The 21,501-nt window shown below is 39.6% G+C and carries 15 protein-coding genes and 1 pseudogene; 3 read left to right on the top strand and 13 right to left on the bottom strand.

Annotation, left to right across the window (positions count from 1 at the left end; all coding sequences use genetic code 11):
* Positions 1–17 precede the first annotated feature (17 nt).
* From rluF to QMA00_RS02180, 10 genes are all read right to left on the bottom strand, one after another.
* A complete protein-coding gene (rluF, locus tag QMA00_RS02225; RefSeq protein ID WP_290155810.1) occupies positions 18–1,007 on the bottom strand; it encodes a 23S rRNA pseudouridine(2604) synthase RluF in 990 nt (329 codons plus the stop codon).
* Positions 1,008–1,050: 43 nt separating this feature from the next.
* Entirely contained in the window at positions 1,051–2,136 is a 1,086-nt protein-coding gene (locus QMA00_RS02220; protein WP_290155854.1) for a DUF418 domain-containing protein, read from the bottom strand.
* 27 nt (positions 2,137–2,163) lie between these two features.
* The gene (locus QMA00_RS02215; protein ID WP_290155808.1) at positions 2,164–3,378 is read right to left on the bottom strand and encodes an HDOD domain-containing protein; all 1,215 of its coding nucleotides are present in this window, start codon (positions 3,376–3,378) and stop codon (positions 2,164–2,166) included.
* An 83-nt stretch (positions 3,379–3,461) separates the two neighbouring features.
* Positions 3,462–4,994, bottom strand: coding sequence for a glycogen/starch synthase (locus tag QMA00_RS02210; RefSeq protein WP_076921806.1), 1,533 nt, complete (start codon positions 4,992–4,994; stop codon positions 3,462–3,464).
* 58 nt (positions 4,995–5,052) lie between these two features.
* Positions 5,053–6,327 carry a glucose-1-phosphate adenylyltransferase gene (gene glgC / locus QMA00_RS02205; RefSeq protein ID WP_290155806.1) on the bottom strand — a complete coding sequence of 425 codons (1,275 nt, stop codon included), beginning with the start codon at positions 6,325–6,327 and terminating at the stop codon, positions 5,053–5,055.
* 20 nt (positions 6,328–6,347) lie between these two features.
* A complete protein-coding gene (locus QMA00_RS02200; RefSeq protein WP_076921804.1) occupies positions 6,348–8,873 on the bottom strand; it encodes a glycogen/starch/alpha-glucan phosphorylase in 2,526 nt (841 codons plus the stop codon).
* Positions 8,866–10,929: a glycogen debranching protein GlgX gene (glgX, locus tag QMA00_RS02195; protein WP_290155852.1), complete on the bottom strand. Its 2,064-nt coding sequence runs from the start codon at positions 10,927–10,929 to the stop codon at positions 8,866–8,868. The genes QMA00_RS02200 and glgX overlap by 8 nt, the downstream gene beginning before the upstream one ends.
* Entirely contained in the window at positions 10,922–13,144 is a 2,223-nt protein-coding gene (gene glgB, locus QMA00_RS02190) for a 1,4-alpha-glucan branching protein GlgB (RefSeq protein ID WP_262976434.1), read from the bottom strand. Before glgB ends, glgX begins: the two co-directional genes overlap by 8 nt.
* On the bottom strand, positions 13,145–15,133 hold the full coding sequence (gene malQ / locus QMA00_RS02185; protein WP_290155803.1) for a 4-alpha-glucanotransferase: 1,989 nt from the start codon (positions 15,131–15,133) through the stop codon (positions 13,145–13,147).
* Between the two features lie 9 nt (positions 15,134–15,142).
* Positions 15,143–15,445: an isoamylase early set domain-containing protein gene (locus QMA00_RS02180; RefSeq protein ID WP_013463235.1), complete on the bottom strand. Its 303-nt coding sequence runs from the start codon at positions 15,443–15,445 to the stop codon at positions 15,143–15,145.
* Between the two features lie 384 nt (positions 15,446–15,829).
* Here QMA00_RS02180 and QMA00_RS02175 point away from each other — a divergent pair, with 384 nt between their 5' ends.
* Positions 15,830–16,753, top strand: coding sequence for a hypothetical protein (locus tag QMA00_RS02175; RefSeq protein ID WP_028834784.1), 924 nt, complete (start codon positions 15,830–15,832; stop codon positions 16,751–16,753).
* Position 16,754: 1 nt separating this feature from the next.
* On the opposite strand, the pseudogene QMA00_RS18925 reads toward QMA00_RS02175, so the two are convergent.
* From QMA00_RS18925 to QMA00_RS02150, 3 genes and pseudogenes are all read right to left on the bottom strand, one after another.
* A pseudogene (locus QMA00_RS18925) lies at positions 16,755–17,632 on the bottom strand (GGDEF domain-containing protein).
* A gap of 296 nt (positions 17,633–17,928) precedes the next feature.
* Positions 17,929–18,303: a hypothetical protein gene (locus tag QMA00_RS02155; protein WP_036983956.1), complete on the bottom strand. Its 375-nt coding sequence runs from the start codon at positions 18,301–18,303 to the stop codon at positions 17,929–17,931.
* Positions 18,304–18,558: 255 nt separating this feature from the next.
* Entirely contained in the window at positions 18,559–18,987 is a 429-nt protein-coding gene (locus tag QMA00_RS02150; RefSeq protein WP_036983954.1) for an Lrp/AsnC family transcriptional regulator, read from the bottom strand.
* Between the two features lie 190 nt (positions 18,988–19,177).
* On the opposite strand from QMA00_RS02150, the gene QMA00_RS02145 reads away from it, so the two are divergent.
* Positions 19,178–20,383, top strand: coding sequence for an aspartate aminotransferase family protein (locus QMA00_RS02145; RefSeq protein ID WP_036984073.1), 1,206 nt, complete (start codon positions 19,178–19,180; stop codon positions 20,381–20,383).
* A gap of 81 nt (positions 20,384–20,464) precedes the next feature.
* Complete coding sequence (gene astA, locus QMA00_RS02140) at positions 20,465–21,499, top strand: arginine N-succinyltransferase (RefSeq protein WP_013463229.1); 1,035 nt, start codon at positions 20,465–20,467, stop codon at positions 21,497–21,499.
* Positions 21,500–21,501 lie beyond the last annotated feature (2 nt).

The following is a 21,501-nucleotide window of genomic DNA, read 5'->3' as shown; positions in this document are numbered from 1 at the left end:
TTTTTACAAAAGCTTAATTACTTTTTTAAGCTTAACGTGCCACTGCTGCGGGTTTTGTTTCCTGTGGCAGTATTTGCTTTGTGAGTATTTGATTTACCCACATAAGTAGTAGAGCGTTTTTGGTAAGGGGTATTTCGACTATTTTTTTTAGCGTGCTTTTGTTGCTCGTCATTATTTTCACGACGTAGTTTCCCGCCCTGAAAATCACGCTTATGAGCAGATTTAGCGCCACTATTTTTAGCTTGTTCAGTGTAATTGCGCTGTTCAGTATCATCATAAAGTGAGTGTTCTTGCGTTTTACCTGAATCAGCAATTGAGTCGTTAATGACCGCCATTTCAGCGTCGCTTAAATGTCGCCACTGCCCTACTTTTAAGCCTTTGAGGGTTACGTTCATAATGCGCACACGTTTTAGTGTAACTACTTCGTAGCCTAAGTATTCACACATACGGCGAATTTGACGGTTTAAGCCTTGGGTTAAAATAATGCTAAATTGCTGCGCACCGGTCTGAGTAACTTTACACTTTTTAGTCACGGTATCTAAAATAGGAATACCGTTCGCCATTTTATTTACAAACTGACGATTAAGTGGTTTGTCTACAGTTACCACATATTCTTTTTCGTGGTTATTGCCAGCTCGCAAAATTTTATTAACGATATCGCCTTCATTGGTTAAAAAAATCAGCCCTTCTGAGGGTCTGTCTAAACGACCAATCGGAAATATACGTTCAGGATAATTAACGGCTTTAACTATATTACTTTGAATTTTACGCTCTGTGGTACAGGTAATGCCCACAGGCTTATTATAAGCAATATACACACGTTTAGGTGGTGCTTTTAATGGTTTACCATCAACCAAAACTACATCTGATTGGGCAACTTTAACACCCATTTCTGGTAATTTGCCATTAACGGTAACACGACCTTGCTCAATATATTTATCGGCTTCGCGGCGAGAGCAAAACCCGGTTTCACTAATAAATTTATTTAAACGCTTCAAGTCTGTCATCTGGCAAATCTTCTTAAATATAAAGGCGCATAGTTTAAACTACTCAAGCTATTTTTTCGCGGTTAATTTTCGCTAATTTACGCCATAGGTATTCAAGCGGGCCTTGCTTAAAATACCGGCAATAAATAGCTGTAAATATTAGCTGTACAATCACTAAGCTAATGGCTAGTAGCCAATAATCGAGTCGATTAAAACTAAGCGTCCACTGCGGAAAAAAAACTTTAAACAACAATAACTGCATAATGGTTTGGCTTATGTATAAAGTAAACGCTAAGCGTCCAACTTGTTGGATAAGCCCCCCTATGTGGGCGCTGTTGTCACAAAGTTTAACGATTAAATGAATATAAAGCAGTGCAACACATAAGGCAGCAAGTTCATTAACAGGCTCTTGTAACGCATAACCAATACCTTGATTGTATGGCACTAACATTAACCTTAAGCTAATAAATAACGCACTTAATATAATAAGCTTAATAAGCAGCGCCTTACTAAGCCCTTTACTAAACACACCGTATTTGTAAGCCAAAATACCAATTAGCATAAACCCAGCACTAGCCCACAATAATAAAATTGGCACAGCAAGCAACATATAGGCGCTCATTGCTATATTTTGGCCAAAGTGAGCACCGATGCTTTGGTAGTAACTAGTGTATATTTCGTAGTACTCGGGGGAATCTCTGTATAATGGCGCCTCATTAAGTCCTAACATAAATATGGCAATGGTCATTAAAGAAATAAAAGTAAAAAAAGCTGCTTTGTTTTTAAGTTCTTCATTAGTGCAATCTAAATAGCGCAATATAAATAAACCTGACACCCCATATAAAAACAAAATGTCGCCCGCCCACAATAAAAAACCATGTATTAAGCCAAACACAATTAGCCAATGTAATCGTTTTTTTAGTGGCTCAGTGCATTGGTATCGCTGATACTGAATATAAAGACCCGCACCAAACAGTAAAGTGAATAAAGTGCGAAACCGCCCTTCAACAAATATAAGGCTTAGTATGTTTAGAAACTGATCACTAGGTGGTGGTGTTGTGAGTGGCGTGTAATTAAGCTCGAAAATAGCAAAGGAAAAACAGTTAATAAATACCAGACCAAGTACGGCTATACCCCTTATAAAGTCCATATTATAATTGCGCAAAGCATGAATTCCCTAAATATTATCTTTATGGCTATCGGCCCATTGTACCGCTTGTTTGTATAATTTTGGTAAAAAAGCACTGTCTAAATTAATCAGTAATACCGCTTTCTCAAGCGCCCACCAGCTTCCTGTTTCGTAGGCTTTTACTGTTTCAAGGATATAATATAAGTTATTTTTTTCACCAGTTAACGCTGCTTTTATATCTTCCGGGAATGGAAGTTTATCAACCAGCAAGTCCATTGGCTTGTCTAAAATAGCATCGAGCAGTGAAAAAAGCCCCGTTAAAAATGCTTCACCTTGAACCTGCTTAGCAACTTTAGCGGCTATTAATTCACAAAACCGTGCGCGAATAACGCACATCTGCATGAGCTCTATAGGCTTAGAGCGTGCTGTATGGGCACTGACAATTAAACTAACAAACTTTTTTAAACGTGCTTGGCCGAGGTAAACTAACGCTTGTTTTAACGACGAAATTTGGCTTTGTAGCGGAAACACACCGCTATTTAATAAACGCAGTAACTTGTAGGCCAATGCCGCATCAAGCTCAAATAAACCGGTGATCACTTTAACATCAGGATCTGGCTTCATTACTTCTGAGTAAATGGCGATCACTAGGCCGTAATTATAGTGAATATCTTTTTGTTCTATCATCACTGGGCGCGCAAAATAATAACCTTGAAAATAATCAAAGCCCATTTTACGGGCCAATTTATATTCTTCATCGGTTTCTATTTTTTCGGCTAGTAGTTTAATATTTTTGTACTTTTTAAGCTTATGAACCACCAGCGGAATTTCAGCAAGTGGAGTAAGACGAATATCAAATTTAATTAAGTTGACCAGCTTTAAAAAGCGCTCCCACTGCGGCGTATAAACAAAATCATCCAGGGCTAATTTGTAGTTACTGTGGAATAGCTTGCGACATAGCTCGTAGGTATCGTCGGTGGGCTCTATGGTTTCAAGTAATTCAATAACCACATCTTTACAAGGTAAAAAATCACACAAATCAAGTTTTAACGACTCAGGGCCAATATTGATCAATGCTTTTTTACCCGAGGTAATGTGACGAGTACCTAGGTTAAGCTGGTTTTCCATGATAAGCCTCGCCGTTGCTTGACCATCAGATACACCAGGAAAGCAATTTTCAGGACTATCGCGAAATAGCAGTTCATAAGCAACTACATTTTGATTTCGATTTAGTATTGCTTGCCTTGCCACAAATACAGACACATTACCTACTTTATATTATTTCCACCAGACTAAGTAATTAAAGCGTAAATAAGAACGGATGTCACTGAACTTTATAAAATTTTTTAATATAAGTATGTTATATAATCAGTTACCACACTATCCCAACTAAATCGTGCATCAGCAGCTCGCCTTTTTATTGCTTGCCATTGCTTAGGGTTTGTTTGATATAGGCTAAGTGCCTCAGTTAAACTCTGCAAGAGTGCATCAGCTTGTGTACTTAGCGTATCGCCGTTAAAACAAAATCCACTGACATTATGCTCTACGGTATCTTTTAAACCTCCGACACTGTGCACTAAGCAAGGTTGGCCGGCTCGCATTGCGAGCATCTGGCTAATTCCACAGGGCTCAAAAGAACTCGGCATTAAAAATAAATCACCTAATTGATACATTAAATCGCCAACACCTTGCCCATAGCCTTTTAAAAACAAAAAGTTGTTATTACGTGCCATGGCGCAGGTAAAAAGGTGTTCAAGTTTACTATCGCCTGAGCCCAGCACAAGTAAACGCCCCTTAAATTGATTAATGATCTGACACACTGAATCAATAGTCAGGTCTTTGCTTTGTTGCTGGCAAAGTAACAATACTTTTTGCTCAGTGAGCCGGCCTACACTTGTTACAAGTGGCCCTTGCTTATCACACGCCATAAATTGTAAAACACGCTGATGGGCGATGTAGTGGCTGCTGTGTAATTGCGCGCTTTTTGCCATCCAACTAAATAAAGTCGATTCTATTTGCTCTAATAGCTGACTATAGGTTGCTTCATGTTCGTCTTGAATTGCGTAATCACAGCCGTTGAGTATGCCAATTAATTTGCCTTGCTCAGCCGCTTGTTGTAAATCTCGTTCAAGTCCTTCGCCACCAAAGAATCCGTGGGCGTCATTACTTGCTATTTGCACTTCTTGGCTATAACTCGGTGAAACCACATGTACTTTGTCGGCTAAATTAATGGCACTGCGCATAGGGTTAAAGCAATGCGGATAACGAGGGTCACATAATCGTTGCCCGTCGTAACTTAACGAGGGAAACCATGCTTCTAAGCTTGAATCATCCCCTTTAAAAGGACGAATTCCCTGCAAAGCTAAATTGTGCACCGTATATACCAAGCGCAGCTTAGCAAGCTTGCCATAACGAGGATTAAATTTAAGTAACACAGCCACACAGGCACTGTGCCAATCATGCAAATGTAAAGTGTTGGGTTGTGTTAATACGCCCTGTATCAGGGCTTCACAAATAGCGGCATTAAACAGTGCAAACTTGGTTGCATCGGTAGCAAATGGTCTATTATCGTTGTCGTTACAATACACACTCAATGATTGACTAAAAAGAGGATGACTTATAACTATTTGCCTCACCCCTTTTTGATTCTGTGTAATTTCAAACAAAGATAAAACGTGGGTCTCTGACTTAAATGCCACACTCACTTCACCAATAAAACAGCGCTCACCTAGTTCAAAACCATAATCAGGAATAACCACATCTACCGTCAGCCCCTGCGCCACTAACGCCTTTGGTACATCACGAATAACATCAGCAACACCACCAACTTTGGCATTAGGTAACGCATCATTCTCTGCAGCAACCATTAATACATGCATTAATTTACTCTTATAGTTTGCTGCAAGGCTTTCGCCTTGCTCTTTTAATTATTATTTATTAACGATGTGACTTATTGTCTAACTTCATCAGCATATCGCGGGTGACCAATACAATCCCTTTTTTTGATACCCGAAATCCATTGGCTTCATCGGTTTTACGATCAAAACCAATCTCTAATCCAGGTGGGATCTCACAACTTCTATCTATAATTGCTCGCTTAATTTTACACCCTCGATTTACAATAGCACCGGGTAAAATGACCGACTCCTCAATGGTACAATATGAACGAATATGGACATTAGAAAATAATAATGATTTTCTCACTAAAGAGCCGGAAACAATACACCCACCCGACACCGTTGAGTCAACCGCCATCCCTCGGCGATCATCATCATCAAAAATAAATTTGGCAGGAGGAAGCTGCTCTTGGTAAGTCCAAATTGGCCAAGTAGGATCGTACAAATCCAGTTGAGGCTCTGGCATAACCAGTTCCATATTTGCTTCCCAAAACGAATCTAGAGTTCCCACATCGCGCCAATAGGGTTGTCCTACCTGTGCGGGATCTCTAAACGGGTAGGCAAACACATTATGCTCTTCAATAATGGCAGGAATTATATCATGGCCAAAATCACGCCCTGAGCCCTCTGTTTGCGCATCTTTTTGTAGCTGCTCAAATAAAAACTCAGTATTAAATACATAATTTCCCATTGATGCTAAACAGGTGCCTAGTTTACCAGGCACTGAGCTGGGCTCGGCAGGTTTTTCGTCAAACCGACGTACACGACTTTCTTCATCAACCGTCATCACACCAAAGGTACCCGCAGCTTCTTCAACCGGTACTTCTAAACAGCATACCGTCATGTCGGCGCCATTTTCTACATGCTTTGCCAACAGCCCGCCATAATCCATACGATACACATGATCGCCAGATAAAATCATCACATATTTAGGTAACTCATGGCGAATAATATCCATATTTTGAAATACCGCATCGGCAGTACCGCAATACCATTCATCACCATGGCGCTGTGACGCAGGTAATATTTCAACTGACTCACCTAATTCCTTTTTAAAATGCCCCCACGCTCGATTTACATGGCGAATCAGTGAGTGTGATTTATATTGCGTTGCAATTCCGACACGTCTTACACCTGAGTTAATGCAATTTGATAGTGGAAAATCAATAATACGATGTTTACCACCAAAATAAACGGCGGGTTTAGCACGCCAGTCGGTTAGCTCATGCAAGCGAGAACCGCGACCTCCGGCAAGAATTAAAGCGTAGGTTTCTCTTGTTAAATTACTTATATAACGATTTGCATAACTGGGCATATTACTCTCTCCGTTTAGTGTCAGCTTTTAGTGTCAGTGTTTGTTTTTACTGTTTGGTGTGTGGTATCTAGTGGAGTTAAATGCCATATATCTTCACAATATTGACTAATTGTTCTGTCACTAGAAAATGAGCCACTGGCGGCAGTATTTAAAATACTCATTTGAGTCCAGTAGGTTTGATCTGCATAGGCTTTATCAACATCACGTTGCGCAGCTATATAGCTGGCAAAGTCATGGGCGGTTAACCAAGGATCGTTGTTACTTTTAATGCCATTAATCACATCGTCAAATAAGCCAGGTTCAAATAGATTGAAATGGCCACTTTCGAGTAAGTGCATCACACTATTCAAATCAGGGTTATTCGCAATTATTTCACTGGGGTTATAATGCGCTTTTATGTCGTCAATATGCTCAGCTTGTGCGCCAAATAAGAAAAAGTTCTCAGCCCCAACAGCGTCACGTATTTCGATATTAGCGCCATCTAGGGTGCCTATTGTTAGCGCGCCATTCATCATAAACTTCATGTTGCCGGTACCTGAGGCCTCTTTGCCCGCGGTTGATACTTGCTCCGATAAGTCCGTTGCAGGGCAAATGGTTTCCATGGCGGTGACATTATAATTAGGTAAAAACGCGACTCTTAGAAAAGCAGATACCTGTGGGTCTTTATTGATCACTTCAGCAACATTATTAATGAGTTTAATGATTTTTTTAGCCATCATATAACCCGGTGCTGCTTTACCACCTAATAAAACGCAACGAGGCACCATCCCTTGTGTGTCGCCACGGCGTATGCGGTCATATAAATGAATAACGTGTAAAATGTTAAGTAACTGGCGCTTATATTCGTGAATACGTTTTACCTGCACATCAAATAGCATATTGATATCAAACTCTACGCCACATCTTTGTTTTACTAAATCAACTAAGCGTTGTTTGTTTTGCTGTTTTGCTTGCTGCCACTTTATATGAAACTGCGGGTCATCGTAGTAACGACGTAATTGGCCAATTTGTGCAAAATCACCTATCCAGTCTTTGCCTATTTTTTCGCTAATGATCTGGCTTAAACTCGGATTGCAGTATGCAAGCCAGCGCCGTGGAGTAACACCATTGGTTTTGTTGTTAAATTTATCAGGCCATAGCGCGTAAAAATCTTTAAACAAACCCGCGGTTAATAACTGCGTATGTAGCGCTGCCACACCATTGACAGAGTAACTGCCGACAATGGCTAAAAAGGCCATACGTATTTGCGGCTCGCCCCCTTCTTCAATTAATGATAAATCCCGTTGTTTTTGCACATCACCTGGCCAATGCATGGCCACCTCGGCTAAAAAGCGGGCATTAATTTCATAAATAATCTCTAAAATACGCGGTAATAATTTAGCAAATAACGATACCGACCACTTCTCTAATGCCTCTGGTAGTAAGGTATGATTTGTGTAAGCCATGGTTTTGGTGGTGATATTCCATGCCTGATCCCAATCCAGTTCATGGTCATCAACTAAAATTCGCATCAGCTCGGCAACCGCAATACTTGGGTGGGTATCGTTAAGCTGAAACACATGATGCTGAGCAAATTCAGTAAAATCATTACCGTATTGTTCAATCCATTGTGTAAGTACATCTTGAATACTTGCCGATGATAAAAAGTATTGTTGACGTAATCTCAGCTCTTTACCATTTTCACTGCTGTCGTTAGGGTACAACACCATGGTTATTTGCTCAGCGAGATTTTTTTGTGCTACTGCTTCAGAATAACTTCCGGCATTAAATTCTGTTAAGTTAAATTCGTCCGTTGCTTCAGACTTCCAAAGTCTAAGGGTATTAACAATATTATTTTTATAGCCCGGGATAGGTACATCATAAGGCACTGCTAATACATCTTGAGAACTGTTCCATTGGCGATGCTCACGGCCAAATTTATCGGTGTAGCTTTGTACATAACCAGAAAACTTAACTCGTTTAGCTTGCTCCGGTGCGCTCAATTCCCAAGGATGACCTTCTCGTAACCAGTTATCTGGTTGCTCAACCTGATTACCCTCTTCTATTGACTGATTAAACATACCATATTCATAACGAATACCATAACCGACCACTGGCAGCGCTAAACTGGCACAGCTATCTAAAAAGCAAGCCGCTAGTCGCCCTAAGCCGCCATTGCCTAAACCGGCATCATGCTCAGCTTGTTCCACACTTTCAAGCTCAGTACAGTAAGCTTGCAGTGCCTTTGTAACTTGTGATTCTAAATCTAGATTTAATACTGCATTACCCAGCGCTCTGCCCATTAAAAACTCTAACGATAAATAGGCTGTTTTACGGCGTTTTTGTTGTTTTATTTGTTGATTGGTTTCCCTGCAGCGTGCCACTAATCGGTCTCTGATCGTCAGTGCTAATGCATGATACAAATACAGCTGTGACTCGCCCACCACATCACGCCCTAAGGTATAATAAAAGTGCCGTGTTAAATCATCACTTAAAGTACTTTCGTCTATCACTGGGCCTGCTTGCCAGCCTTTTACTACACACACTTGCTCGTCTTGCTTAGTCATAATCATCGCCTTCTAAATTGGCACTAAAAACCCAACTACTTTGTGCTGAAATATTCACGGTTGCATCTTCTTGAATAACAGATGATGCGTTATTTACACTTGATAACACTAACGTCCATGGCGCGATAATGGGCGATTGTGGTAATTGGCAGACCACAGGCTGTTTACTAGCATTAAGAATAATCAATAACGCATGCTTATTTTGCTTATCAAGTAAGCTATACATTAAAAATTGCCGTGTATCTTCATGCCAATGTGTTTCATCCATTTTTTTACCTTGCTCGGTAAACCACTTAACGGTGAAGCGCTCATCAATATCATCCAAAAACACACTGTGTTTAAATGCACTGTGACCACGCCTGATTTTTAGCGCATCATCAATAAACTGAATCAATGTATGATTCAGTTGTGAGTCTTTCCAGGCAAGCCAGCTGGTGCGATTATTTTGACAATAAGCGTTATTATTACCGCCTTGCGAGTGCGCCATCTCACTGCCAGCGGCTATCATTGGCACGCCTTTGGAGAGTAATAAGGTGAGTAGAAAGTTTTTTTGTTGTTGTAAGCGCAAACTCATTACTTCTGGGTCGCTGGTAAATCCCTCAACCCCGCAGTTAAACGAATAATTAGCGCTATGGCCATCTTGGTTGTTTTCACCATTGGCCTGGTTATGTTTTTGTTCATAACTGACTAAGTCGGCTAACGTAAACCCATCATGGCTGGTAATAAAGTTAATGCTATTTAGCGGGCCTCGGTTACTGTGTTCAAAAATATCAAACGAGCCATGTAAACGCTTTGCCACATCACTAATAATGCCTTTTTCACTTTGCCAAAAGCGTTTAATCACATCACGATATTGATCGTTCCACTCGCGCCAAGGTGAAGGAAATGCACCAAGCTGATAACCACCAGGGCCTATATCCCACGGCTCACTGATCAGTTTAACTTTATTTAACACAGGATCTTGGGCAATTGCTTGTAAAAAGGTGTGAGACGCACTAAAGCCCGTATTTGAACGCGCTAAAATGGTGGCTAAATCAAATCGAAAGCCATCAACGCCCATAACTTCAACCCAGTAACGTAAGCTGTCGAGTACCAATTGTAAGGTTTTAGGGTGATCGATATTTAACGTATTGCCGCACCCTGTATCATTAATATAAACATTGGGTTGCCGCTCAATGGTGCGATAATATGTCAGGTTGTCGAGCCCTCTCAGAGATAAAATAGGGCCATCATTTCCTCCCTCTGCGGTGTGGTTGTATACCACATCCAAAATAACTTCAATATTGGCGCGATGTAACTTACTCACCATTTGTTTAAATTCGTTTATATCGTCATTAACCAAATAGTCTTTATGAGGAGTAAAAAAATTAAGACTATTATAGCCCCAGTAATTTTGCAGTCCTTTAGCGGTTAAAAACTGTTCGCTTATAAAAGCATGCACAGGCAAAAGCTCAATAGCCGTTACCCCTAAACTTTTTAAATGCTCAATAAAACTGGGATGACTCAAACCTAAAAATGTCCCTTGTAACGCTTTAGGGATATCAGGATGGCGACAGGTGGCACCTTTAACATGGCACTCATAAATAACGGTATTGGCCCAACTTTGCTGTGGCTTATTATTTGAATAAGCAACCGGCGCAGTCACTTTTGATTTAGGCATATCTATCGCATTATTAACCACGCTTTTAGTGCCAATGGGCATTTGCCCGTAATGACGTTCGCTCCAAGTAAATTCGTTAAACAAGTCTTTTGCATACGGATCAATCAGTAATTTATGCTCATTAAACAACATGCCTTTTTCTGGGCTGTATTCGCCATCAACCCTAAAGCCATACAATGCGCCTGTGCTTAATGGGGCTATGTGAATGCTCCATACGCCGCCTTCATTAATATTCATGGCTATTTTTAATATTTCTGTATGACCACTTTTATCAAATAAGCACACAAAAGCTTGGCTTGCATTAGGGGCATACAAGGCAAAGTTAACTCCTTGGTTTTGTACACTCGAACCCAGTGGCAAAGGCGCACCCTGAGTAACCTCAAAGCAATTACTCATCATTCACCTTTTCTAAGTAAAGTGTGGTTAAGCCACCAATATTAACTGTAATACTGTGATCAAACCCATGACTTGGCTGAACGACTGAATGGATAAGCTGGTTTTTATCCTCTGTGACACGATAACCTGAGCCAAAAAAGCAGACCTCATCGGTATTTAATACCACTTTATATGTGCCCTTCGCTGGCACACCTAAGGTGTAGTGTTGGTAAGCCGTTGGTGTAAAGTTAGCGACAATAACCATAAAGTGGTCAGCATTTTTAGCATAACGAATAAAGCTAAACATACTCTGCTGGCTGTTATTATTATCTATCCATGAAAAGCCCGTTGCACAGCTATCAAGCTCATATAAAGATGGATGCGCTTGATACACTTGATTAAGACGTTTAACCGTATGCTGAATCCCTTGATGGCTTTGATGCTCAAGCAAGTGCCAGTCTAGTGAATGGTCATGATCCCACTCTTTACGCTGTGCTATTTCGGCGCCCATAAACAGTAATTTTTTGCCTGGATGTGCCCACATAAACGCATAATAAGCACGTAAGTTTGCAAACTGCTGCCAATCGTCACCGGGCATTTTGTTTAGTAGTGATCCCTTGCCATGCACCACTTCATCATGACTGAGCGGTAAAATATAATTTTCACTAAATGCATACACCATAGAAAATGTCATTTTATGATGGTGATATTTTCTAAATAACGGATCTTGCTGCATATAATCTAAGCTGTCATTCATCCAGCCCATATTCCATTTATAACCAAAACCTAAGCCATTGTGTTCAACACTTTGCGTGACCCCAGGCCAAGCCGTTGACTCCTCGGCAACCATCATAATGCCGGGGTTATTTTTATAACTGCGTAAGTTCACTTGTTTTAGGCACTCTATTGCCCCTAAGTTTTCTCGACCGCCATAACAATTAGCTACCCACTGTCCTTCTTTACGACTGTAATCAAGGTAAAGCATTGACGCCACCGCATCTACACGCAGTCCGTCTATGCCAAATTGGCTAAGCCAATACATCGCATTAGAAATTAAAAAGCTTTTTACTTCAGGGCGGTCATAATTATAAATATAGGTGTTCCAATCAGGATGAAACCCTTGGCGCATATCAGCGTGTTCGTATAAATGGGTGCCATCAAAGCAATGTAAGCCATGTGGGTCGCTTGGAAAGTGCCCAGGAACCCAATCAAGTAATATGCCTATGTTAGCTTTATGACATTGCTCAACTAAGTATTTAAAGCTGTTGTAATCACCAAAGCGGCTCGTAGGTGCAAATAGCCCTACTGGCTGATAACCCCAAGAGCCATCAAACGGGTATTCACTGATCGGCATAAGTTGTAAATGCGTGAACCCCATTTCAATCACGTAGCCTACAAGCTTATCTGCAAGCTCGGTGTAGCTTAAGTAACGGTTATGCTCAGCGCGTTGCCAAGAGCCTAAGTGCACTTCATAAATACTAATAGCGGCATCAATATGATTACGCTTTTGGCGATTTATAATCGCTTGTTTACTTAGCAAAATAGGCGCTGGTTTGTACTGTAATATACTGGCAGTGCCCGGTGATTGCTGCATTTTAAATGCAAAAGGATCGGCTTTATCTAAAACTTCGCCACTGAGCGTAGTAATAGCAAATTTGTAGCACATGTCTGCACTTAAGTCGGGGATAAATAATTCCCATACCCCACTTGCCGGATGAAATCGCATAAAATGGCGATTCGCTTGCCAAAAATTAAACTCACCAATAACTGATACACTGGCGGCATTAGGCGCCCACACACAAAAACGAACACCATCTACCCCTTGTTGTGTAGTAAATTGCGCACCTAGGTGAGTATAAGCATGCTCAAGGCTACCTTCGTTAAACAAGTACATAGCCTCTTCATCCAATGTACTGCTGAAGCTGTATTCATCATAAAATGTAACATCGCTATTTTCATAACTAACCTGGCATTGGTAAACACTGCTAGGCATGCTTGATAACTCAGCGATAAATAAATCACTGTGTTTATAGCGTAACGCGCTAATAACTTGACCATCAATTAACAGTTCGACGCGTAATGCCGCTGGCAAATACACGCGTATTTCAGTGCCTCTTTGGGTGTTGTGCGCGCCTAAAAAACTAAACGGGTCTTTAAATCGCCCTGCAGTTAATGCGTTTACCTGTGCGTCATAATCAACTAATTGCGTTGATACCCTATTTTTAGTACTGCCCATTTACGCATTCCTTATTGAATGTATTGCAGCCAAAAGAGCAGCATTATCTTTAAAAATATCGTCGCACGTATGTGTGAGTACCCGTCGCCAATTAGGATACTCTTTATCGGTGCCAGGAATATTGACTGGGTAGTGTTGCTTGTCTAAATCATCAAGCTGTAATGCAAATAAACGAGACGGCGATTTAGCTAAACATACAGCCAAAGCGCTATAAACGTCAAAAGCATCCGTGTTAAGTGAAAAGGAAGTGTTTTGTGGATTTAAAAAGCGTAATAACCGGTGTTGCTCTTGCTCTCGCTGCTGAACTAACTGCTGATACTCATCAGTATCAATCAGCCCATACTGCTGTTTAATTTTTAAATCGCTATGCTGCCACCAGCCCACAAATGGCGGTACATCATGATTGGCTATCATTAGCAGGCATTGATCGCTAAGGTCATCGCTATTTACAAATTCATCATTTTGTTGTTTTTCAAAATAAAATAAGCTGTTTGAGAAAATGCCACTATCAACCAGTGCCTCTTTTACCTCCGGTGGTACAACCCCTAAATCTTCGCCTATTACTATGGCCTGATTAAGATGAGATTCAATTTTTAAAATTGCTAATAAATGCTCAAATGGGTAGTACACATAACAGCCATCTTGGGTATTATTGTTTATGAAACACCACCACAAACGCCTAATCGCCATTACATGGTCGATTCGTAACCCGCCTACTGCATCCATATTGGCGCGTATAAGTGAGCGATAAAACTGATAGTTATTGTCAGCAAGGCGCTGCGGGTTTATTGCTGGCAGCCCCCAATTTTGGCCGTTAGGTGCCCAAGGATCTGGTGGTGCACCAAGGGTTGCATCTTGACTAAATAATCCCTGCTGATATTTAAATTCAGTGCCCTCATTAGCACAGCCCACCGCTAAATCATTAATTAAACCAATCGCCATCCCTTGGTCAATACAATGCTGTTGGCATTGCGTAAGTTGGCTGTGTGCTTGCCATTGGAGGTAATATTCAAATGTGGGCTCTGTGGTTTCTAACATAGCAAGTACATCACTGTACTGTTTACAAAACGCACTAAATTCGTTTTGCCGTGTTTGACTGCCCTGTTGTTGAAAATGCTTAAAAAGCAGCTTAAAAGCAGCATATTTGCTCTCAGTAACCGTTCTATAATCAATAAACGCTACATTTTGGTCGCTGTATTTGCTTGAGGTATTAGCAGATAACAACTCAGTTAAATCCGGATTGTTAAAGCTGTCTGGCGATAAATTAATTGCGATATATAGCGGATTGAGTAAGGCACGATTGTTTGGGTTGTAGGGGCTGGCGCACTCAGGGTTATCTGCAAACAATAAGTGCAATGGGTTAAGTAAAATATAGTCCATATTTTGCTTTGCACATAAGGTTGCCAACTCAAGTAAATCACTAAAATCGCCAATCCCGAGTCCGGCTTTATTTTTTAATGTATATAACTGAATTGATAAGCCAAAGCGTTTTTTATCCGCTATTTGGTAGGCTTGTTCAGGGGTCGACCAAATTTGTGTTTTAGCAGATTGCTCACCCATCGTTAATAACGCATCATAATAGCCGGTTGGTAAATGCGTCAGTGGTAGCGCTATTTCTATATAACGACACCCATTTACAAAGTACTCTCCTAATGCTGCATACTGAGCAATGTGTTCAAATTGCAGCTTTATATTTAATGCTGCCACAGTTAATGTAATTTTGTGATGCGTATCAGCTTCATTAACACGCACCTTTAGCACATTACTAGCCTGATCTATTATGCTAACAGCAGGTGCGAGTGTTAACCATGTAGCCGCATCCAATTGATAATTTAACTGGGTTATTTGCGCCGTATCACGTGTGTCAACGCCACAGCAGTGCAAAGCAAATTTACGGGTGTCTTCGCTAAATATAACGTGTTCACCCGTATACTTAGTGTATTCGTAACCAATACCATGCAAATAAAACAATTGCGATAGTGCGTCCATTCAGCGACCTTAATTAATGCGTTGTGTATTTACTATACTATTTTCTGTACCAAAATTATTAGCAATATACCCATCAGCCTGATGATCGTTATCCCACTGTTTACCATTTATTAAATAGCGAAAATGAAACTCTTTATCAACGGGAAGACGTTGCTTGCATTTAAATACGCCAAGCTTTTTGTTGTGCTTCATTGGCACCGGCTGCCAATCATTAAATTCTCCAAGTAAACAGACATCATCTGCATCTGGGTGAGAAAATTCAAAGGTTACTTCTGCTTCATTTTTTGTTTTAAAAAAGCGTTTATTCAACATAATAGGCTCCAACTAAACCATAAGGGTTATTCATCTTTGCCACAGGCCAAACAGCTTAAAAAGGCGATGTGGAATCCATTCATTCACATAAAAACAGCTTTAAAGTTAATCAAAACTTTATTTACGCATTATTACAGTGCGTTATTTATTTTATCGCACTGATTTGGTGAAATTTTAACCATTAAAACTGATTTTTAAGTAAACACTGCAACTGAGCAACTTTTAAACCAACTACACCATAACAGCTAATTAATTTGCTTTTGTCCTTATACACATACTTATTAATTTTTATTACTACATTAAAACTATAAAAACCTTTAGCTTAACAACATCATCAGCGATAATAACTATCTACTCAGCCAACCCAATGAACACTTAAATACAATGTTGAAAAAAAGCATCCTTATTACTTCTGTTATCGTCTTTAGCATCATTACGGCTGTTGTAGGCAGTTCAATTTATACACTATATAGTAAAAAGGTGGTCTCTGTAGACCCAAAACTAAAAGAAATTTCAGGCATTGAGTTTGATAAACATAAACGGCTTTGGGCTATTAACGATAGTGGCGACGAGCCTAAGCTTTATAGGCTCAATGACGATGGTTCAATTGCAAAAGAAGTACTCGTCACGAATGCAAAAAATATAGACTGGGAAGATATGACGCAAAATAAGTTTGGTCATTTCTTTTTAGGCGACTTTGGTAATAATAAAAATGAACGTAAATGGCTAACAATTTATAAAATAGAAAACCCCATAGATATAAAAACCAATACAACAGAAGCTGAAATTATAAAGTTTACCTACCCAGAATTAGATGGCAGCCCAATACAGCCTGATCAACGTAATTATGACTTAGAAGCGTTTGTGGCTTTTGGTCGACATTTATACTTGTTTACTAAAAATCGCACAGAGCCATTCGATGGAATTACTAACGTTTACAAAGTAGGCGACCATGCAGCGAATTTTGATGCTCAGCTGATAGATTCATTTAAAACGTGCACCACTATGGAAAAGCTTTGCTGGATCACATCCGCAGCACTTAGCCCAGATAGAAAAAAGCTCGCACTACTAGATTCAACCAGTATTTGGCTGTTTGAAAACTTTAAAGGCGATAAGTTTTTCTCTGGCGATGTATTTAAAATTGACTTAGGTATTGTAACCCAAAAAGAGGCAATCACCTTTTATGATGACAACACCATCGCCTTTACCGATGAAGAATTCAAAGGCATTGGCGGCAATGTTTATTTTATAAAGCTCGACCAAGTAACCAAAGTAAAAGTGCAGCGAAGCCATCCTCAGCCGCAGTAGTTTAAAATAAATCTATTTCTGAGAAATTAACTTGTACACTTATTAAGTTCTCGGCAAGTAAATCTTCATAGATACAAAATTTATCTCGGCCATTATTTTTTGCATAATAAAGCGCTTTATCTGCGCTTTCTAGCACTGCAATTGGAAAATCATAAGGACTAATACGCGCTAAACCAGCACTGATCGTCATATTTTCAACAAAAGGAAACGATGTATTACCTAATGAGCTGTATAAATTCAGCCATTTTATTACTGATTGAGTCAGCATCTGTGGGCTCAAAAACAATCACGAATTCTTCCCCACCAAAACGAAAAATTAAATCTGTTGAGCGAAAAAAGTGACGCATTTTTTGCGCTAATACCAGTAACACTTCATCTTTACAGATATGACCGTATTGATCATTTATATTTTTAAAATGATCAATATCTAAAATAGCCAGCCAAGATGTTGATGCCTGCTTTTGTTGCCTTTTATCCTCATCTCGGGATGAGCCGTGCATTTTTAATACTTGTTTTTCAATTAGCTGTTTTATTTTCTTCAAAGGTCTATCTATTTAACAGACCCGTTAATTTATCTCTTTCGTTTTAATGGAGTATCACTAAATAGTTTTCAAATATGCGGCAAAAAGCATATAGCATCACTTGAGCCGAACTATCTAAACTTTTTGAAACCACAGAAATGGCAGCAACTGTTTTTTCTTGGCGGGTAATGGGGAGGCAACGGCGTTCAATTCCATCGGCAGACTGAACAGTAATAATACAGGCAGAGCGTAAACACGATAGAAGTTCATCCTCAGGCTGTGCAACAATTTGTCGTTGTACCCACTCGAATTGCTTTTCACCCGTCACTTTTAAGCAAAGACTTTGCTCAATAGTCAGTTGGCCTTAAAATTCTATATCTTTATAAACTAAGACCTTTTTACAGCCTATAAATTCTTGGATGGTCGATATCAAACTATATTCAAGAGAATCTACATCTCTATTTTTTGTTATTTTAATGACTGAATTCAGTAAATTTTCTTGCATTGTACTCCCTAAAGCAAACTGGGCGTTTGAGCATTAATAAAATTTAGAATAGACCACGCAGTGGAATATGCTAAATAAAAATTCAAGCATCAATGCTCATTCAGTTTAGGAGCCGCGCTTTTAATATATTAAGAACTGTAAGTGCTATTTTAGCTATTGGTCATGCAATTAATAAACTTCTCAGAGAGCTGTGTTATAGCCACTTTATCAGTGTACATAGGCTCGTTATTTTTTATTATAAACTCAGCACATTGTGCTTGAGATTGTTTGAATTTTTGCTTACATGAGTTTACCGATTCGCCAATTACTTCTTGGTAGATAGTTTCATCACACAAGCTATCGGCAAATTGACTCGCCCCGGTAATAATTTCATTAATGCTGACAGGAGAGGATTCTAATTTGAAGAATATATCGCTGTAAGTTTCAACCGTTATGCTCTGTGCAGGGTCAAATAAAGTCGTTTTTGCACTTAAATATGAGCCACCTATTAATAATGCCACAGCAGCCATTGTTGTGTATTTCATAACATTTCCTTGTAAAGTCTTAGCCCAGTGGTGCTAAAAACGTCCTATTTCACTCACATCTTATTAGCCAATGCTAATAAAATTAGTAACTGTATTGATGAGATTTATTAAGTACCGGAGAATTGCAACAAATGCAGGGCAATAAGCCTATTGATTTGGTTAAAAATATTCCTTGTTCCTAATATCGAGTAGACTACAATCAAGTTAGCTTAAATGCAATAATTAATGCTCACTGAATGTACTAAATAAATCGAATTAACGCTTAAATTTAGTCTCTAAAATAACCGAGGAACGGGTACGCTCTACCCCATCTAAGTTACCAATATCATCAAGTAAGTGGCTTAACTTCTCAAGGTTCTGTGCTTCTACAATGGCAATTAAATCAAACTCTCCACTAATTGCATACAACTGAGAAATCGCATCAATTTGCTTTAATTCAATATTAGTTTTTGTTGTTAGCTTATGTTTTACTTTTATTGAAACATGCGCAGAGACCAAGCTATTTAAAAAGTCATCTCCAAAGTCAACGCTATAACCCTTAATGATCCCACTTTGCTCTAATTTTAGCATTCTGCTTTGCACCGTTGAACGAGATAAACTCAAGTGCCTTGCAAGATCAGAAATGCTAGCGCGGGCGTTCGTTTTTAATACTGAGAGTAGTTTTTCATCTTGGGGAGTTATCATAATGCTAATTAAATTCGTTAATTTGACTATTATTCTAATCATTTTTCACAAAATAGCACTGCAAATTTCATTCATAACCTTTGATAATGACATTTTTAATAAGTAAAACACATTGTATTGCTGAATCATCTTGACCTTATCGTTATTTTTTCAGCAACGTATTTTTTATGTGAATAATTTAGGTGTAAAAATGCAAGTAACCAGAGATTTATTTAACGACGTAATGGTCCCTAATTACAACCCTTCAGCTGTTGTTCCTGTTCGCGGTGAAGGCTCACGTGTGTGGGATCAGAACAATAACGAATTTATCGATTTTGCCGGTGGTATTGCAGTTAATTGTTTAGGGCATTGCCATCCTGCATTAGTCGGTGCACTTAAAGAGCAAGGCGAAAAAATTTGGCACTTATCAAATGTAATGACCAATGAGCCAGCTCTTCGTCTAGCTAAAAAAATGGTTGATGCCACGTTTGCTGAAAAAGTTTACTTTGCAAACTCAGGGGCTGAAGCAAACGAAGCAGCATTAAAATTAGCACGTCGCTTTGCACTGGATAAATTTGGTGCTGAAAAAACTAAAATTATTGCTTTTAATAAAGGTTTTCATGGTCGTACATTTTTCACTGTAACAGTGGGTGGCCAAGCTGCTTATTCTGACGGTTTTGGTCCAAAACCTGCTGATATTGTGCATTGTGACTACAATGATATTGCCGCTTTTGAAGCCTTAATTGGTGATGATACCTGTGCGGTAATGATGGAGCCATTACAAGGTGAAGGCGGCATTGTGCCACCAACTAATGAATTTGCACAAAAAGTACGTGAACTGTGTACTAAACACAACGCACTACTTATTTTTGATGAAGTGCAAACCGGCGTTGGCCGTACAGGTCACTTATACGCATACGAAGGCTTAGATGTTGTTCCTGATATCTTAACGACGGCTAAAGCCTTAGGTGGCGGTTTTCCAATTGGCGCTATGATCACCACCACTGAAATTGCAGCACACCTAAAAGTAGGCACGCATGGGTCTACATATGGTGGTAACCCGTTGGCTTGTGCTGTTGCAGAAGCGGCATTTGATACCGTTAATACACCTGCTGTATTAGATGGCGTAAAAGAGCGTGAACATATGTTCCGTGATGGTTTAAATGCAATTAATGAAAAATACCATGTATTTAGCGAAGTCCGTGGTAAAGGCTTACTAATCGGTGCGGTACTAAATGAGAAATTTGAAGGCCGCGCTCGTGACTTTTTAGTAGCAAGTGCAAATAACGGCTTAATGAACTTAGTAGCCGGTATGAACGTTATTCGTTTTACACCTTCATTAGTGATCCCATTTGAGGACATTAAAGAAGGCTTAGCTCGCTTTGAAAAAGCAGTAAGCGATGTAGTAAACGGTTAATAACTAAGTAAAACATAACTAAGTCCTGAGGCAAACACACGTTTACCTCAGGATTTTATATGTTGTTGGAGCAAGTAGTTAATGCAAGTATTACGTCCTATTACTGTCAATGATTTTGCAGCACTTAAAGAGATTGCCATTGAGTCTGGCCATGGCTTTACCTCTTTACCTGTCGATGATGGGCAACTACAAGAAAAAATTGATCGTGCGCAAAACAGTTTTACTAAAAACGTAGATAAGCCCATCGACGAAAGCTATCTATTTGTTTTAGAAGACAGTGAAACCGGAAAGGTAATTGGTACTACCGCCATTGAAGCGGCCGTCGGGTTATCTGTACCTTTGTATCATTATCATCTAGGTAAAACCGTTCATCACTCACCTACCTTAAACGTTTACAATACCGTAGATATTTTGAGTATGTGTAATGACTACACTGGCTGCTCAGAAATATGTACTTTATTTTTACGTGAAGACAGTAGAAAAGGCCTGACGGGACGTTTTTTATCACGTTCACGTTTTTTATTTATGGCGCAACACAGCGAGCGCTTTGCCGACACAGTAATTGCTGAAATGCGTGGTGTTAGCGACGAAGACGGTCACTCGCCATTTTGGCAATGGTTACAGGAACACTTTTTTAGCATTGAATTCCCACAAGCCGACCATTTAGTGGGGTTAGGCGATAAAGTGTTTATTAGCGAACTCATGCCTAAATACCCTATCTATGTGAATTTGCTGAGCAAAAAAGCACAAGCGGTGATTGGCCATGTGCATGATAAAACCAAACCAGCACTTAAACTGCTTGAAAAAGAAGGATTTGAACACCGCGGATATGTTGATTTATTTGACGCAGGCCCCACTGTAGAAGCAAAACTCGGTAATATTCGCAGTATTCGTGATTCACAGGTGTGCCCTATTACTATCGGCGAGCTTGAACATATCAATGAGCAAAGCTCAGACACCCTTGCTATTTGTAATCAAGGGGTTAGTGACTTTAGAGCCACGTTCACTAAACATGCTCATTACAATCAGGCAAAGCACACCTTAATCATCAGCCAAGAAGTAGCTGATGCACTTCATTTAAAACAAGGAGATGCAGCGCGATTTTTCCGCCTGTAACA

It is taken from the genome of Pseudoalteromonas sp. APC 3694 (genome assembly GCF_030407565.1).
GTDB lineage: Bacteria > Pseudomonadota > Gammaproteobacteria > Enterobacterales > Alteromonadaceae > Pseudoalteromonas > Pseudoalteromonas tetraodonis.
This window is presented reverse-complemented; position numbering and strand designations above follow the sequence as displayed.